The sequence below is a fragment of the Leptospiraceae bacterium genome (assembly GCA_015075105.1).
Taxonomy (GTDB): domain Bacteria; phylum Spirochaetota; class Leptospiria; order Leptospirales; family Leptospiraceae; genus JABWCC01.
This window is the reverse complement of record JABTUZ010000002.1, coordinates 1,161,651-1,179,061: the sequence shown is the minus strand read 5'-3', so window position 1 is coordinate 1,179,061 and position 17,411 is coordinate 1,161,651. Positions and strand designations below refer to the sequence as shown.

General features: G+C 33.5%; 15 protein-coding genes. 9 read left to right on the top strand and 6 right to left on the bottom strand.

Annotated elements, in window-relative coordinates; translation table 11 throughout:
- Window positions 1-319: 319 nt before the first annotated feature.
- Window positions 320-535, top strand: a complete 216-nt coding sequence (locus tag HS129_15455) for a hypothetical protein (protein MBE7413431.1) — start codon at window positions 320-322, stop codon at window positions 533-535.
- Between the two features lie 477 nt (window positions 536-1,012).
- Here HS129_15455 and HS129_15450 read toward each other — a convergent pair whose 3' ends face one another.
- The gene (locus HS129_15450) at window positions 1,013-2,476 is read right to left on the bottom strand and encodes a serine/threonine-protein phosphatase (protein MBE7413430.1); all 1,464 of its coding nucleotides are present in this window, start codon (window positions 2,474-2,476) and stop codon (window positions 1,013-1,015) included.
- Window positions 2,477-2,579: 103 nt separating this feature from the next.
- On the opposite strand from HS129_15450, the gene HS129_15445 reads away from it, so the two are divergent.
- From HS129_15445 to HS129_15435, 3 genes are all read left to right on the top strand, one after another.
- Window positions 2,580-4,040 carry an MBOAT family protein gene (locus HS129_15445; GenBank protein MBE7413429.1) on the top strand — a complete coding sequence of 487 codons (1,461 nt, stop codon included), beginning with the start codon at window positions 2,580-2,582 and terminating at the stop codon, window positions 4,038-4,040.
- Between the two features lies 1 nt (window position 4,041).
- Complete coding sequence (locus tag HS129_15440) at window positions 4,042-5,562, top strand: hypothetical protein (GenBank protein MBE7413428.1); 1,521 nt, start codon at window positions 4,042-4,044, stop codon at window positions 5,560-5,562.
- Between the two features lie 179 nt (window positions 5,563-5,741).
- Complete coding sequence (locus tag HS129_15435; protein ID MBE7413427.1) at window positions 5,742-7,970, top strand: PAS domain-containing sensor histidine kinase; 2,229 nt, start codon at window positions 5,742-5,744, stop codon at window positions 7,968-7,970.
- On the opposite strand, the gene HS129_15430 is transcribed toward HS129_15435, so the two are convergent.
- From HS129_15430 to HS129_15420, 3 genes are all read right to left on the bottom strand, one after another.
- On the bottom strand, window positions 7,948-8,715 hold the full coding sequence (locus HS129_15430) for a hypothetical protein (protein ID MBE7413426.1): 768 nt from the start codon (window positions 8,713-8,715) through the stop codon (window positions 7,948-7,950). The two genes, HS129_15435 and HS129_15430, sit on opposite strands and share 23 nt — an antisense overlap.
- A 51-nt stretch (window positions 8,716-8,766) precedes the next feature.
- On the bottom strand, window positions 8,767-9,819 hold the full coding sequence (locus HS129_15425; protein MBE7413425.1) for a DUF1574 family protein: 1,053 nt from the start codon (window positions 9,817-9,819) through the stop codon (window positions 8,767-8,769).
- 72 nt (window positions 9,820-9,891) lie between these two features.
- Window positions 9,892-10,206 carry an STAS domain-containing protein gene (locus tag HS129_15420; GenBank protein ID MBE7413424.1) on the bottom strand — a complete coding sequence of 105 codons (315 nt, stop codon included), beginning with the start codon at window positions 10,204-10,206 and terminating at the stop codon, window positions 9,892-9,894.
- 68 nt (window positions 10,207-10,274) lie between these two features.
- Here HS129_15420 and sthA point away from each other — a divergent pair, with 68 nt between their 5' ends.
- The 5 genes from sthA (at window position 10,275) to HS129_15395 (ending at window position 15,612) form a co-directional block, all read left to right on the top strand.
- Entirely contained in the window at window positions 10,275-11,672 is a 1,398-nt protein-coding gene (gene sthA / locus HS129_15415) for a Si-specific NAD(P)(+) transhydrogenase (GenBank protein ID MBE7413423.1), read from the top strand.
- Between the two features lie 164 nt (window positions 11,673-11,836).
- Window positions 11,837-12,331, top strand: a complete 495-nt coding sequence (locus HS129_15410; protein MBE7413422.1) for a sigma-70 family RNA polymerase sigma factor — start codon at window positions 11,837-11,839, stop codon at window positions 12,329-12,331.
- Window positions 12,328-13,419, top strand: coding sequence for a FecR domain-containing protein (locus HS129_15405; GenBank protein MBE7413421.1), 1,092 nt, complete (start codon window positions 12,328-12,330; stop codon window positions 13,417-13,419). Before HS129_15410 ends, HS129_15405 begins: the two co-directional genes overlap by 4 nt.
- A gap of 132 nt (window positions 13,420-13,551) precedes the next feature.
- Window positions 13,552-14,082, top strand: coding sequence for a methyl-accepting chemotaxis protein (locus HS129_15400; protein MBE7413420.1), 531 nt, complete (start codon window positions 13,552-13,554; stop codon window positions 14,080-14,082).
- 57 nt (window positions 14,083-14,139) lie between these two features.
- Window positions 14,140-15,612: a DEAD/DEAH box helicase gene (locus tag HS129_15395; GenBank protein ID MBE7413419.1), complete on the top strand. Its 1,473-nt coding sequence runs from the start codon at window positions 14,140-14,142 to the stop codon at window positions 15,610-15,612.
- Between the two features lie 2 nt (window positions 15,613-15,614).
- On the opposite strand, the gene dnaB is transcribed toward HS129_15395, so the two are convergent.
- Window positions 15,615-16,946, bottom strand: coding sequence for a replicative DNA helicase (dnaB, locus tag HS129_15390; protein MBE7413418.1), 1,332 nt, complete (start codon window positions 16,944-16,946; stop codon window positions 15,615-15,617).
- Window positions 16,947-16,961: 15 nt separating this feature from the next.
- A complete protein-coding gene (locus HS129_15385) occupies window positions 16,962-17,408 on the bottom strand; it encodes a 50S ribosomal protein L9 (protein MBE7413417.1) in 447 nt (148 codons plus the stop codon).
- Window positions 17,409-17,411 lie beyond the last annotated feature (3 nt).

Sequence of the window (17,411 nt, the reverse complement as noted above, 5' to 3'; positions counted from 1 at the left end):
TAGATTGAGAAATAAATTTCAAGGGGAGGGATGGGTGAGATAAGATTTCGGAAAAAAGAGAAAATAGACTCTATTATAAAGCAAAGGTGACCTTGAGAATTTAGACTCTGTATTTTGCCGCGATAGCAGGCAATAAATGGGCATCCGGGGATTTGGAAACCTATAACTAAAAAAATAGTCCAGCAATCAGATAAGAAAAGATATACAAATATCGAAAACACTGACAAAATGGCATGTGTATAATTTTTTCACTCACATGCCATTTTTGTAGAACGAAAAAATGGTTGCTTTTAGGGCTGATTTGCTATCTACTGAAGAAATGGCTGAAGTTATAAAGTTAAGAGTAAAATGCCACGCTTGCACTAATCAAATCGAGGGGTCTGCAAAATACGGATCGGGGCATTATGTTCCAGAGGGTGTAGATTTTGATTTTGTAGCAATCGGGAAAGTTGAAACCGCAAAAGGCAGGTCTGTTAAGGCAGAAATATCATGCACTTGCCCACACTGTGGAGTTAAATGCAAATACACTTTATAGTAAGCGATAATAAGGTTTATATTAGGCATGAATATGCCTAATAGTAAGCAATAATTCCTTTCTTCTCCTGCATTTGAAAATATGTTTGTGCACACTTCTTTTTAGGCGGTAGTTTTATTTATTTTATAAAAATGCTTAATTTTAACTTTATTTTCGTTTTAATTTCAGTGTTTTTAGGCATATTTTTATTCACGAAATAATAAAAATATATGCGTTAATTTGCTTAAATTTAATCTATATTCTTCATTCATCTAATATATATATTTTAGTAAGAGCTGAGTCAGCTAATATAAAACAAATTCCCTGAATATTTGGTATATATTTCTAAGAAAGTTTTTTATAGGTGGGAGCACCTTGCGATATATAAAAATACTTGGTCTAGCGGTAGCAAAAAGTAAAAATGCAAACTGCTTAATTTTAATCTATAAAATACTTAAAATTGTTTATTTTTTAGCTATATTTTTTGCTTTAAATCGCTTATTTTTCAGTAAATTTTTGATTATTTATATCGCACAAAATTAAGCATCTGTCATCTTCTACCGGATAATTTCCTTGAAATATTTTTAGGTTATCTTTCATCTGCTCAATGGCTAATTCTCCATTATTTGAATCAGAGTTTGAAAAAGCTCTCAGTATTCCTCTTTCTCCAAACATCTGTTTGCTATGATTGAAAGTTTCCGATATACCGTCTGTATATATTATCAATCTTTCTTTTTCTTGGAGTTTCAATTCTTCATCTCTAAAATTAGCTTTTTGAAAAATCCCAAGCACTTTTCCAGTTTGTCGTAAAAAACGCACCTTAGGACGAGATCCGGTCAACGGATAGAGAAATGCTTTTGGATGTCCGGCGTTGCAATAGCGAATAATTTTCTTTTTAAGATTTATATACACATAGATCGCCGTTACAAAATTATCCCCGATTTTCCCATACAACTCATCGTTCATTTTTCGGATGAGCTTTTCCGGTCTATCCTTATAGGTTGCCAAATACTTTTCAAAGCTAATTTTTACCGTATTTAAGAGCATGGCTGCACTGATTCCATGCCCTGAAATATCTGCCAAAAAAAGCGAATATTCGTTAGTGTCGAATTGATTTACGCTGTAATAATCTCCTCCCACGTGAATTAGTGGCGAATACCATAAGGAAAAATGTATTCTTTCGTCAGTTTCCGGCAGTTTTTGGAGGGTTTTCGTTTGCAACTTTTTGGCTAATTTGAATTCGGTGTCGATAGTTTCTTTTTCTTTGATAATTTCATCTGCTACAATTTTTTGTTCATTTAAGTCCTTTTTTAAATCGTCCGAAAATTCTTGGTGCAATATTTTGATAAATTGGTTCGATAAATCGACTATAATTTCTTTTCCGACCAAGTATTCTAACCTATTGTTTGGGGCAATTTGGCGTAAAAGAGCAAATAAAATTTCGTCTCTTAAAAGGTGCTCTGCGCTGTAAATTTCTTCAAAACTAATCTCATAATTCTCGGATTTTAGCATTTTTCGGACTATTTTGTTTAAATCGCTGAATTCGTAAGGGCATTTTTCTGTAAGAGAATAGAGTCTATTTCTATAAATATCAAAAAAATTGATAATTTTAGGTAGGGTTAAAGCATTGGTTTTGCTTAATTGAGTGTACCATCTTTCGATAATAGAGGTTTTTGCGAAATCCTTCCCTACAGGGTAATATACATACACTCCTAATTCTTTTAGGATTTGTATGATATCTTTGTGGATTGTAGATATATCGGGGAAAGAATCGCTGATTTTTGCTCCTGATAGGATTTTTTGAAGAAAAAATATGAGATCATCTTTGAGAAATTCGTATAAATTTTCTCTTGTTAGTTTTTTATTTATAGTTAGCTCGATTCCTGTAGTCTCTGATTTTACTTCAAGAAGAGAGAGTTTGGATAAAAACATTTCTACCTCAAAATTCAGCTCTCCTACCATATTTTCTGGAATTTTTTCGATTGAATTTTTGATTTTCAGGATGAGTTCTTCTTTGGGTTTATTTTCTATGGCTCATGCCCCTTTTTTTGGATTTTGACATAAAATGAACTTTACGACTCCATTATTTTTTTTCTTCCTTTTACTTGTATTTACTTTGAGATGGGCTGTCTCTTTTTTTTTCAAGGCCAACCCTGAAAAAAATCTGTTTTTTTCTAATTTGATCTTAGTCTTTTTTAGCTACTATTTTTATATGAGTTGGGATTGGAGATTTGGATTTTTAATTCTTTTTACTACAATTTTGGACTATTCGGCAGGACGTTTGATGGTGGAGTTCCCACTTAAGAAAAAGGCTTTTCTGATTTTGTCGGTTGTTATAAATTTAACGATTCTTGGATTTTTTAAGTATTTTAACTTTTTCTTGGGAAATGTCGGGCATCTTGCAGAAATGCTGCATCTCACTGCCCATATTTCGGCATTAGAAATACTCCTTCCTGCGGGAATATCTTTTTTTACTTTTCAGTCGATGAGTTATACTATAGATTTATACAGAGGGGTTATTTCTGTTGAGAAGAGTTTTCTACGTTATGCTCTATTTCTATCTTTTTTTCCTCAGTTGGTTGCTGGGCCTATTGTGTCTGCAAAGGATTTTCTGCCTCAGATTCGCACCTTGCATAAATTTTCTGATATTCAAGCAGGCAAATCTTTCTATTTTCTTCTATTGGGTTTTTTAAAAAAATCTGTCTTTGCAGATCAGATTTCTGTCGTATCTGATTTTGTTTTTGGATATCCCGAACAGGTTTCCGGGTTTTTTACTCTTTGTGGGGTTGTCTCTTATTCTATACAAATATATTGCGACTTTAGTGGTTACTCAGATATTGCAAGAGGGGCAGGCTATGCTCTTGGTTTTGAGCTTCCGGAAAATTTTCATCTTCCTTATTTTTCAAAAAGCCTAACAGAGTTTTGGAGAAGATGGCATATATCTCTTTCGTCTTGGTTGAAGTCTTATCTGTATATCCCTCTTGGAGGAAATAGAATTTCTAAAGTATTTACATATAGAAATCTTTTTTTGACAATGCTCCTTGGGGGACTCTGGCATGGGGCAAGTTGGAATTTTATTATCTGGGGAGGCTTGCACGGTTTTTGGTTGGGCTTAGAAAGAATGGTATCGGAGTCAAAAATAGGAGAGTATAGAAAAGAAATTTTTCAAAAGAATAAATATTTAAAAATCTATGCAGGTCTATTTTATTCTATTTGTATTTTTATCTTGGTTTGTATTCTTTGGATTTTTTTCAGATCGAAAGATATAAGTACTGCAACAACCCTATTTCAAAATATTCTTTTTTGGAGAGAGGGAATCGAGCCTTCTTATAGTATGTTAAATATTTTTTATCTTGTGGTGATTTTTTCTTTTTTGGCTCATTTAGCCGGAACTTTTTGGAATTCTGAAATTTTGGATATTTTTGAAAATCTTACTGTATTTCGTTCTTTTCTTGTTTCTGTAATTATTATTGTGGGAGTTTTACTTTCTGGGAATACTAAACCGTTTATTTATTTTGTGTTTTGATATGAAATTATTAAAGAATATTTTTACAATTTTTTCGTTTGTGGTAGTCATAGACTTTCTTTTTTTTAAGGTTTTGATTTGGAAACTTCCAAATGAATCTCCTTGGGGTACTAATCATTTTTTTAATTTTGAGTATGAACGAAAAAGAATATCTTCTAAAAAAAAAGTAGCTCCCCGGATTCTAATTGTAGGTAGCAGTATTGCCTATTACTCTATGGACAGAGAGTTGTTAAAGACATATTTACATGAGAAAACCGGAAAAGATTTTGATATAGAATATTTTTCTTATGCAGGTATGACTCCATTAGACGCATATTTATGCTTTGATTCTATTCGAGAATTAAACCCTGAGATCATTTTGTTTCCGGTCAATTTTATTGATTATAGAATTCATAGAGCGTATGCTATAAACCCATCTTCCTTGAATGCGTCAGGCGAAAAGGAGTTGATTCGAGATGCTTTGAATTTTAGTGAAGCACCTCAATCAAGGTATAGCTTCCCTTTTCCGACTCTAAAAAATTTTTGGAATGTATTGGAGTTGGAAAAAAATTTTGAGTATTTATCTTCAAGTCTTTTTGGATTCTATCGTTATCGTGAAATATATTTCCAAAATCTGAAAAATTTATACAATCATAGAATGGGAAGGAATACGAGCTATCACGGGTATGCAGGTGTGCAAATTCCTGAAAGAGTAAGCTCACTTGGCTGGACAGGAAAGAGTTTCACCTTTTTCCCGACAAAGAAAATGAAGCATGAAGGATTTTTTATTCAATTGGTTCCAGAAATATTTCGCAACGGAAAGCTTATCTTAGAAATCACAAACGCAAAGAAAGAATCTCAAATCTTGGAGTTTACCAAATCCGGGTGGATTCAGATTTATTTAGACGAAAAATTTTTCTTATCAAAGGAACAAGTCACCGTAACACTTTCTGATACTTGGAGACCTAAAAATGCCAAAGAAGATCGCTTTGATCACTCTAATGATGATGTGGGAGTCCGGTTGCAACAAACTTTTGGATTAGAAGAGCCTTTGAGGGACATGCAGTATGTTCGTGAAGAAAGAAGCGAAGACCTTAGGTATGTCGGGATGAGCGATGCACAATATCAAAAATATTTTGAATATAGACTGCTTGATGATTTTGCCAATAGACCGGGAATTGCCTATCTTCACGCTTTAAAAAATGCAAAGCTAAAAGTAGTAGATGAAAAATTTTTACCTACTCTGCAAATGAAATATTTAAAACTATTTGCAGAAAAAGCACAACACTACAACCAAAAAGTTATAGTTGTGAATAATCCGGAAAATCCGATTTCTATGGAGTGGTATTCAAAATCTACTTGGTATAAAGCCCACCTTGATTTTTTGATTTCAATTTCTGGCGGAAGTATTCATTTTGTAGATTTTAAAAATTTTCTACCGATGCAAGACTTTAGTGATTTTCACCATTTCACTTATCCGGGTATGGTAAAGATGAATTCTACTTATGGGGATGCTATTTTAAAACAAATAGGAAATAAATGAGACGCTTGAAACTTTATAATATATACTATGAAGAAAAATTTTTTACAGATGTGCATTTATGGCATTTCTGCCCTATCCTTGTTTTGCAAGAGATGAGGTTTCTATTAATTGTGGATTTTATTGAATATTTGGGAGAATCTATTCTCAAGAAAAACTTTTTGCAGGTGCACCATTTATAAATGAAAATACTGATTTCTTCTACTTTGTCTTCTATTCCTATTGTGCTTGCTGAAAAAAAAGGACTCTTTCCAAAAGATACATCCTCCTTAGTCACTGAATCGCATAACGCATATTCTGGGATTATTTACTTATTGAGAGAGGGAAGGGCAGCTGCGGGAGAAGTTCCGTTTAGCTACTTTTTACGAGAGAATCGTTTAAAGAAAACTCCATTCAAGAGTTTGTATCCGGGAGCTATTTTAACCAACATATCTTATAAATTTTATTCTTCTATGAATATAAATTTTTCAAATTTAGACTACTCTAAAGAATATATAATTCCGGTGACCCACGTAAATTCGATTGAGCGCTATGTCGTAGAGTATTACTTCCAAAGTAAAAAATTTCACAGATTAAAGATTCGATTTCAGGAAACGCCTTTTCATCTACTAGAAAAATATTTTCATCAGAGTGATTGCTTGGGTATGGCGGGAAATCGTTTTATGTTCCCTGCTTTGAATTCAGCGTTTGAAATAAACGAATTTCCGGAAATCACTCTACCTACAAATATCTTGGTGTTTAGTGGAATATTTTTCCATGAAAAAAAAAGACTTTCTCTTGAGATAATTGAATCCATCATGCAATCAATAGATTTATTGGCGAAGACAAACCCGGACGAAAATTCTGAATTGATCGACACGATCTATTCATCCGGGAATTTCCCGGAGTACAGCTATCAAGATATAAAGAAAATTTTTTTAATGAATTCAACCAGAAAAAATAAATTTTTCTCTTATGGTCCTTATGAAGAAGATTTGGAAAAAATACGACCCTATGTATTTGCCAATGACGGGAAGACCATTCGTCAAAAAAGGTATTCAAACATATTTAGCCCTTTGAATAATATTCGATCTGTTTTGAGAGAAGTTTCTAATAACGAAAAAACTATTAGTTATGAAAAGAGCTTTGGTTTAAAGTTGATCAAGGACTTAAATCTGCTTTTGTTGGATATTTCAGAAAAGAATTTTGATTCCAGACTTAGGCTTGAAGAGATCAAAGATTATAGCCTTGTAGCAAGAACTTATTTTAATGAAATCGTAGATCAACTCGTATGGAAAATTTATTATCTACAATATGAAATTACAAAATTAGAAAACTTAAATTCTGTTCTGGAAATCAAATTAGATCGGAGCTTTATTGATTTACAATTTTCAGAAGAAAGGTATAGATATTTATTTGAGTATTCTACCGATCCATCAATTATTATAGACATATATTCCGGTAATATCATAGACTCCAATATGAAATTCAGACAAATTACAGGCTATTCCAGAAGTGATTTGGCAAAGTTAGAATTTGAAGATATGGTTGGGCATAATGAGAAAATTGCATCTTTGAAAGAGAACGAAAATGATTCAGTTCAAGAAATATATTTTTCCGATTTTGAATTAATCAGAAAAGATCAGATTTCTTTGGATGTGGATTTGAATATTAGCTCTATATCAAGGCTGTCTGGAAAATATCAGATTCAATTTGTTAATAATTCGGAAAAAAAAGAAAATGAAAGACTCAAGCATGAATTTATTTCTAATATCAGCCATGAGCTACGATCTCCTATGACTAACATCCAAGGATATTTTCAGCTTCTTAGCGGGAATATGAATTTGACTCGCTTTACTTCAGACGAGTTGGATATGTTAAAAGTAATAGATAAAAATATTAAACGAATGAACCACTTAATAGAAAATTTATTAAAATTGGAGCAAAAAAATATTTTAGATTCCAAAGACGATTTAGAAAAGTTTGACCCTGCGTATGTGATTCGAGATATTGCAGATACATACAGTCCTTTAGCAAAAGAAAAAAAGTTACAAATTGTTTTGAATCTTGAAGAGTCTTTATTTATTGAAGGTGTCAAATTCGAATTTTCACAAATCATTGGAAATCTACTTAACAATGCTATTAAGTACACAGAAGTCGGAAGTGTTACAATTACCCTAAAAAGAAGTGAGAATCATATTGCAATCATCACAGTTGCAGACACCGGAATAGGAATCGATCCGGAGTATAGCATTTCTATTTTTGAGAGATTTTTCAGAGTGCCTTCTGTTCATAATAAAAAAATCGGAGGCACAGGACTTGGGCTTGCTATTACACAAACTTTGTTAGAGAAAATGGGGGGTGTGATTTTATTGGATAGTAAGCCGGGGAAAGGATCTGTATTTACGATTAGGCTCCCGCTTTCGACCTAATTTTTTTAGGGACTAATTTTTTCTTTGTTTTTTTCTTTTTTGAAATGGGTGTAGAGCTTTTTGGTAGTTTCATTTTAGAAATGTTTTTTGCTATTTCTACAGATTTATTCGATCCCAATATTTTTACGGTTTCCATGCTATTATCTAAACCCAAAGTTTTTATAATAGAGAGCATATTTTTTGCCCCTAACCCTTGAATAAGTATAGGAATGTCATTCACACCAAATTCTTTGATCCACTTTTCTGATTCTTTTAGAGTTAGACTTTTTACAAGAATCACAATCTCTTTGTAACCGGTTGTAATGATAAGGTCTGTCATTGTTTTTGAGCCGACTAGGTTTAAAAGATTTGCAGATTTCTCTACTCCGATTTCTAATATGAGGATTGCGGCAATTTCCTTCCCTATTTTTTCTATGAGAAATCGAATTTCAATTACAGAAATTTTTTCGACAAATTCAGAAATTTCTTTTACAGGGATGTTTTGCAGGAAATAGAGTAGAGTCTCGTCGTTTAGGTTTTCAATTAACTCAGCTAAAGTATTTTCTTCAATTGTTTTTATTGCTTCTACAATTTTTTCTACTGATAGATTTTGAGCCAGAGCGACTAATCTATTCTTTGGAATAATTTTTGAAATTGAGTAAATTTTATCTAACCCAAGTTTATTGACTATCTGAATAGATTTTTTAGGACCTAGTTTATCTAAATAAGCGTAAGCGTTTTGAATTGTGAATAGAACCGCTTTCATTGAGTTCTCCTAATCTGGAAAATTACCAGTAATCGAATGCAAGTAAATTTCTTATTGGTTTTTCTTTGGAAAAATTGTACTTAGCAAAATATCTGTAACTTCATTGTAGCATCCACCGCTAAGGTGGTGTACATCTACAAATTTTTTGCATTGGATATTTTTTTCTTTTTCGCTAAGATTTAAAATTCTCATTTTATATGTATCTGCTATTTTATATTTTTCATTCTCCCAGTCAGAATAAAATTTTTCTGAATTCAGAATGGCTTGCAAATAAGGAGAAACAAGAGGCTTATAAACTAGTACCTTGATATTATTTTCAGATGCAAACTTTAGGAATTCTGAATAGAATTTATCTTGAGTAGTTGAAGTTTTAAAATTTGTAAAATTTTTCTTGAAGTAGTCTTTAGATTCTCTTTCTAAATAAGTTTCCGGTACCTCGTGCAAAATAGGGTTTGGGATACCTCCATTATTTTTTACAGTTGCCAAATGCACCATAGATTGTAAAAACTCTAACTGATTTGTAGTTCCAGAGGATTTTATTCTTTCAATAGCCGTCATTCCGTGAAATGGAAAACGAATAGAGTCGAATAGATTGGCAACTGCAAAACTTTCTAAATCTTTTAGAGTAAAAAAATCTCTATGTCGGAACATAAAATTCCAATCGTAGGAAAACTTCAGTGCATAATTATTTGCGTTATCTGTAAACATTTCGGGAACAATTTCGAGAACTGCATAATCTATATGAATTTTCTCTGAGTGCAGTTTTTGAAACCAATAATAAAGAAACGAAGGACTGGCCATGGGGGCAGAAAAATTGTACGTTGTTAATCCCTTGATTTTTTTAGATATGTATTGAGTTGAAAACTCTCCCATGTGCGAAGTACCAAAGAGCACCAGAAGAGAATCGTCTTTGGTTCTTTCTGAATTGTATTTTTTTATTTGAGTCAATAAATTTTTCTTTTCATCGTAAAATGAAAATTCAATTCTAGTCTCTGTGAGTTTTCTAATTGGCATTGTACCAAAAATTTTATCAAAAAGAAATAGCGTAAAAAAAAGTACAACAGGTATAAATAGGTAGTAAGCTCTAAAAAATGTGTGGTTCATAAATTGTCTCTAATTGTAATGAATAGAAAATAGGTGAAAGGTTTGCCGCATAGTTTGTTGCGGAGCATGGAATCAGTCGTCTTCTCGATTATTCAAATATTCTTCTAAGCCGGAGATGGAAAAAAGTTGATAAACGAATGGATCGATCTCTCCATTAAAGAAAATTTTGGCATTTTTGTTTTTTGCGTCTTGAATTAATTTTGCAATTTGCCCCATTGTAGTGGAGTTGATAAATTTTACAGTTTGAAAATCAAATATTAATTTTACATAGCTTTGATTTATCAAAGATGTGACTATTCCTTCCAGCTCTTTGACATCACCAATATCAAACTCCGGTTTCTGGAAACTAATTTTTATAGTTGAATCTTCTTTTTTAATTTCAATCATGAACAAATCCAAAAAATATTGCTCAAATCAGAACATAAATTTATATTATCCAGAAAGTCGAGAAAAGAATGCAATCAAAAGTAAAAAAATTTGATATTATTGTAATCGGTGGGGGTCCCGCAGCACAAAAAGCTGCGATCCAGTCTGCCAATTTAGGGAAAAAAGCGTTAATTATTGAAAAAGAAGAGCAATTAGGGGGAGGTTGTGTCCACACAGGGACAATTCCTTCTAAGTCATTGCAGGAGACCAGCCGGTTTTTTAAGAGGCTTTCTGAGAAAAATATACACGGTTTTGATACCAATATCTCTAAGAAAATCTCTCTAAAAGAGCTGATGTATCGGGCAGGAGCTGTAATTCAGAAAGAAGAGAGAGTAGCAAGAGACCAAGTTTTACAGAGTGGGGCAGAAATACTCACCGGGTGGGGGACTATTTTGGATAAAAACAGAGTAAAAGTCCAAAATTCCATGGGAGAGGAAATCTTTGAAACAGATTATATTCTAATAGCTACAGGGACTAGACCTCGTCGTCCGGAGAATGAAGGAATTCCTTTTGAAACAGGGTTTGTGTACGACAGTGATGGTCTTTTTGAAATAGAAAATCTTCCAAGCTCTATGGGTATTGTAGGCGCTGGAATTATTGGCTGCGAGTATGCCACGATTTTTGCAAATATTGGAGTAAAGATTCATTTATTTGATAACTCGGAGAGAGTTTTAAGCTTTTTAGATGGGGAGGTTTCTTCTTCGATTGAACACTATATGAGGCTTTCAGGGATTCAATTACACCTTGGAACAAAAATTAAACAGTATTTAAGAAAATCTGGAGGGATTGATATATTTACCGATTATGGAGATACTACCCATGTAAACCAAATCTTGATTTCTCGTGGCCGGGTAGGAAATATCCATGGAATGGGGCTTGAAAATGTAGGAATCATTCCTACAGATAGGATGCTCATTCCTGTAGATGCGAATTACAAGACTATCGTGCCAAATATTTATGCTGCAGGTGATGTGATTGGTTTTCCTGCTCTTGCATCTACTTCAATGTATCAAGGAATTCAAGTCGCAAAGCATATTTTTTCCAATGACCCCATTTCTCTAAAAATGGACGACCTGCCGATTGGAATTTTTACTCTTCCTGAGATTGCAATGATTGGTCCTACGGAAGAAATGCTTAACAACAGAGGAATAGAATACGTGGTAGGCAAGGCTAATTTTGATACAATTACAAGGTCACAGATTTCAGGGGATACTTGGGGATTGTTAAAGCTCATCGCTGAAAAGAAATCCAAGCGTTTATTGAGTGTACATATTGTGTCGGACAGGGCTACAGAGCTTATCGCCTTGGGTCAGGCTGTAGTCAATTTAAAGGGAGAATTGGATTATTTTACGAGACATATTTTTAACTATCCTACGCTTAGCGGTGCATACAAAAATGCGGCAATGGATGCTCTTTCAAAATTGTAAAAATTTCTCTGTTTTGCAAAAATGGGAGTGGTCGATTGTTAAGAATATTAAGGTTGAACAAAATTGAAAATCTGTTTTTTCGTTTTTTATACGGTCTTGGGCTTTTTCACTTGAAGTTTTATTTTTAGAAGTGTTATTGGATTTGTGGAAGATAAAACCCTTTGATGGAAATGATCTATAAAAAAAATCATAAACGAATTTTCGATTTTTTGTATAAGTTTACAAATAATGAAGAAGTGGCGTTGGATCTAATGCAGGAAACTTTTCTAAGCTATTATAAATATTATTCAAAAGATGAATTCTCTTTAGATAAATCTCTAATGATTCTTTATACGATTGCGAGGAATAACTCGATTAATTATTCAAAGAAATTTTCTACAAAGAACGAGAATCCTTACGAAAAAATTGAGTACAAAAGTGATTCTCTTTCTATAGAAAAGAATTATGAATTAAAAGACATGGAAGAGAAATTGTATTCTCATTTATCCACATTACCAGAAGAACAAAAAACTGCGGTAATTTTGAAAAGTATGGAAGACATGACGTTGCAGCAAATTTCAGAGATTATGGATATTTCCATTTCTACTGCGTCAAGACTCGTTACAAAGGGATTGGCCAATTTGGTTGAATACGCAAAAGAAAACGGTATGAGCTTATGAATATTGAAGACAAAGATTTTCAAGAATTTTCAGAAATAGAAAGATTGGTTTTTCGTTCCGTAATTCAAAACGAAGAGAATGAGTTGTCTGAGTCCATTCGATCTATCCAAAAGAAAATCACCAAAGAGAAACAAAAAAGTATTTCTATTCCGGAAAATTTTTCAGCGATCTTACAAAATAAGAAAACAAAAAATACTTTTTATATATTGAATTTTAAAAATATGGCAATTGGGCTTGGTGCTGCTGCGATGATTGCTATTGCCGTGAAATACTCATGGTTTCAAAACGAAGGTAAGCCTCAACAAGTATTTTCGGCAAAGGTTACCTTTTTAACAGGGGAAGTATATTTAAAGTCTTCGGCTACTAAGGATTTTGTAAAATTGGAAAATGGGTCAGAGATATACGAAAACCAAACTATTATCACTAAGGGTCAATCTAAGGTAGATATTTGGCTTTCTGTTGGCACGAGTATTCGAATCAAGGAAAATTCAGAAGTGGTTTTGAAAAAATTGATTCAAGGGGAGGACAATACGGCAGAGCTCTACACAGAAAAAGGAAAACTGTTTGCCCATGTTCACAAAAATCAAAAGAAGTCAAATTTTCAAATTGTTTCCCCCACTGCAATTGCAGGGGTCAGAGGGACTAAGTTTTATTTCGAGTCAGATATGAATAAATCTGGAAATACAGTTAAGGTCGGTGTACAAGAGGGAAGAGTAGCTTTATCAATAGTTCAAAACCAAGTAAAAGTCGAGCCTGTAGGCGAGCAGGTGATAGAACCCGGTCAGAAAATTGAAATGTCCTTAGAAGGATTTAAAAGATCTCGCTTGACTCAAACCGAGAAATCTGAATTTTCTGAAATAGATACTATTTTTATAGATAAGGTAGCCAAAAAAAGGATCACCGGTCCATTAACAGAAACTCAATTAAAGGAAGAATACGATAAACTAGAAAAAATCATCTTAGACGATAATACTGTGATTCGAGGAGTTATTATAGATATGGACGACAGTTCGATGTTGATTCACACTACAAAGGGAGAAATCAGAATCGACCGAACTAAGGTTATAGAAGTGTCCAATTTAAACTAATGCTTTTTCGTATTGAGTAGGGCAATCTATCATAGCACTCAAATAAAAAATATATTTCAGTTTACTTTAAATACTTTTGACAAAAAAATAGTTTCTTAAATACGATGTTACATACATTGAGAGGAAAGCGTTATGTCTTCTGAGAAAAAAAAATTCCGTATCCGTTATATTATTGATAAAGAGTTTCAGCTCGCATTTTTATTGCACAATTCAATTATTTTGATTCTTGGCGTTTTGGTTACACTGGGGGTTTTGTATTGGGTGAATGAAACTAAATACGAAGGTGGCGCAGTATTCAAACTTAGACAAGACCCGATCAAGGTTTATCAAAAAGGTTTTGAAGAAGTGAATGGAGTCGAAGTAGAAAAGTTTATCGAAAAAGAAATCTTTCTTCCAGACTATGATCATAAGTTAGACAGGTTTCACATTCAAGTGAACGCCATTGTAGTCTTGTCCAGTCTTTTCTTGGTAATACTTGCAATCTTTACAATTTTTAATTCTCATAGAATGGCCGGCCCTATTCATAATATTAAAAAATCAATCAATAGGTTATTAGCCGGTGAGAAGGTCGAAAGGATTCGGCTTCGTAAAACAGATGAGTTTAAAGATCTTGCAGAGGCTTTAAACAAACTGATAGAAGAAAGAATCGAAAACAAAAAATAATTTAAGTCTTCTTTAATTTGGGGAGTTTATTTTCCTAGTTATGGCACTAGGAAAATAATGAAAAAAATTAGTTTTACAGAATTAGATATATCTCAAGAGGTCAAAGAAGCGATTTCAGATATGGGATTTGAAGAGGCTTCTCCCATTCAGTCAGAGGCAATTCCATTGATCTTGAAAGGGATGGATTTGATCGGGCAGGCACAAACAGGAACAGGAAAGACTGCTGCATTTGCTATTCCAACGATAGAGAATTTAGATAGTAACAATAAAAGTTTGCAAGCAATTATATTGTGTCCGACGAGAGAGCTTGTGATACAGGTTTCGGAAGAGTTTCGTAAACTATTGAAGTATAGAACTGATCTTAGTGTTGTACCGGTTTACGGTGGGCAAGAGATCGGACGACAGTTGAAAGCACTAAAGAAAAATCCTCAAATTGTAATAGGCACACCCGGTAGAACTATTGATCATATCAAACGAAAATCTATGAAGTTGGATTCTATTCAAATGGTTATTTTGGATGAAGCCGATGAAATGCTTGATATGGGATTTCGTGAAGATATTGAATTCATTTTAAAAAATACTTCAGAAGATAGACAGACTATTATGTTTTCGGCTACTATGCCCAATGAAATTTTAAATCTTATGAAAAGATATCAGAAAAACCCTAAGGTAATTGATGTCTCTCATCAGAAATTGAGTACGCCAAAAATAGAACAAGTCTATTATGATATTAAAGAGCATTCAAAATCAGAAGCCTTGGCTCGATTAATTGAGTTTTATAAAATAAAGTTGGCTTTAGTTTTTTGTAATACAAAAATTCAAGTAGATAGTCTGGTTGAAGTTTTAAAAGCACGAGGATATTTTGTTGAAGGATTACACGGAGATATGAATCAAAATCAACGTGATAAAGTGATGAGAGGCTTTAGGAGTGGTCGTGTAGAAATTCTTATCGCTACAGATGTAGCAGGGCGAGGAATAGACGTTAATAATGTAGAAGCTGTTTTTAACTACGATTTGCCGAGAGACGACGAAGACTATGTCCATAGAATTGGTCGAACTGGGCGAGCCGGGAAAACAGGAATAGCTTTCAATTTTGTTGTAGGCAGGCAAATCCATTTCATTAAAAAAATAGAAAGAGAAAGTGGTGTAAAAATACAGAGAAGAGAAATCCCGTCAGTATTAGATTTAGAAGAAGCGAAGTTACAGGATTTTCAAAAAACTATTTCTAAAATTATCGACGCTGGTCATTTAAGTGAGTATATCAGGAAAATAGAAAAACTGATGGGGGATAAATATCTTGCGATAGATATTGCAGCAGCATTGTTTAAATTAAAGTTAGACAAAGAAACAGAAATGTTCGATAAAAATCTTCTATTTGAGAAAGAAGTTTTTTATGAAGAGCAGAACAAAAAGAAAAAAAATAATCGTAATCGTTCGAATAGGCCAAATCGAAGAAAAGAAAATAAACCTAAGGTTTATGAAAAATCAAATCGGTTTGGGAATTCTCAAAAAAACAAGAAGAGAAGATAAATCTACGCCATAAACGTATCAAATTTTCCATACTCAGGGGTGAATGTTAGGAAAAAAGATTTCATTCTACCTGATCTATTTTTTGCTATGATGATTTCTGCCTTGTTTACCATTTCTGGTTTCACTTCTTCTGGAGGTCGAACCATATCCTCTCTGTGAATAAAGGCAACAATATCTGCATCTTGCTCGATTGCACCCGATTCTCTTAAATCAGACAGTTGCGGTCTTTGATCTTTTGATCGCTGCTCAATAGCTCTCGACATTTGAGAAAGAGCAATTATCGGACAGTTTGCTTCTTTTGCCATCTGTTTTAAATTTCTGGAGATAGAGGCAACTTCTTGTTGTCGTCCACCTTCCTTGCTTTCCGGGTCATTCATCAATTGAAGGTAGTCAACAATAATGAGAGAAAGAGGCTGGGTGGTTAGTAGCTGGCGTATTCTACCCCGAAACTCCCACAAATTCAAAGAGCCTGAATCGTCGATCCAGATCGGTGCATTGCAAATTCTTACAATAGAATCTTTGAGCTTTTGTTGATCGGATTTGTGTAGTTCTCCATTTCTTAAATGGGTAGAATTGATCCTTGCATCTGCACAAATCAGCTTGATTTGAAGTTCCAGCCGGCTCATCTCCATTGAAAACATAGCGACTGCTTTTCCGTCTTTTAGAGATACGTTAGCCGCTATGTTTAAAGCGAGAGAAGTTTTTCCTCTGCCCGGTCTTGCCGCAAGAATCATAAGCTCATGGCTTTTTAAACCGGTAGTCAATTCATCCAACTCAGGGTAGTGGGTTTTTAATCCTGATAATTCTCCCTTGTTTTCAAATAGAGTTTTAATATATTGCAATAATTCATTTTGGTCGGTAGCCATGTTGCGCAGCCCGCGAGATTGAACAGCTTTTGAAACTACTGCAAGGTCTTTTTCAATTTTTGAAAAAAGACTTTCGTTTTCTGTTGGATCAGAATTGATTAATTGAATAGATTCTCTTAGAACAGAAAGATATTTTCTTCTATCGGAAAGATTTTTGATTCTTTTTATAAAATAGCTAAGAGGTTGAGAAATTACAGTGTCTCTGTAAAGAGAATAAATATATTCTAATTCTTTTGGCTCGTCTCTAAACCCGGCTTTTTCTCTTAAATCATTAATTACAGATATTGGATCGATTGTGACATTCTTATCAGTGAGACCAATGATAGTTGAAAAGATTTTTTTATGAAACTCTTGATAGAAGTCGTCTGGAGAAAGTCCAATGTTTGGGTCAATAATAGAGCCCTTTATGAGGATGGTGCCTAAGAAAGACTTCTCAGTTTCCAGTTCATAAAGGGGTTCAGGATTCATCTTAGAAAGATATTTTTAAACTTCCTTGTCTACTTTGATTTTAACAGAGGCATTTATTCCGTCTGCAAGTTTGATTTTCGCGCTAAATTCACCTAAAGATTTGATTTGATCTGAAAGTTCGATCTTTCTTTTATCAATATCAAAGCCAGAATTTTTCAGCATCACAGAAATATCATTTGCAGTAACAGAGCCAAATAGCTTATCTTTTTCGCCTACTTTTACTTTTAACTCAAATTCTTTTCCGTTGATAGAAGAGGCAAGATCGCTCATTGTCTTCTTTCTTTTCTCTTTCTTGAGTAATGCCATTTTTTTCTGATGAATGGCAGTTTTAGTATTGCCTTCGTCAGCTCGGATTGCAAATTTCTTTGGAAACAGAAAATTTCGAGCGTATCCATCAGATACTTCTTTGATATCTCCTGCATCTCCAAGATTGGATACATCTTTTTGTAATATAACTTTCATGTC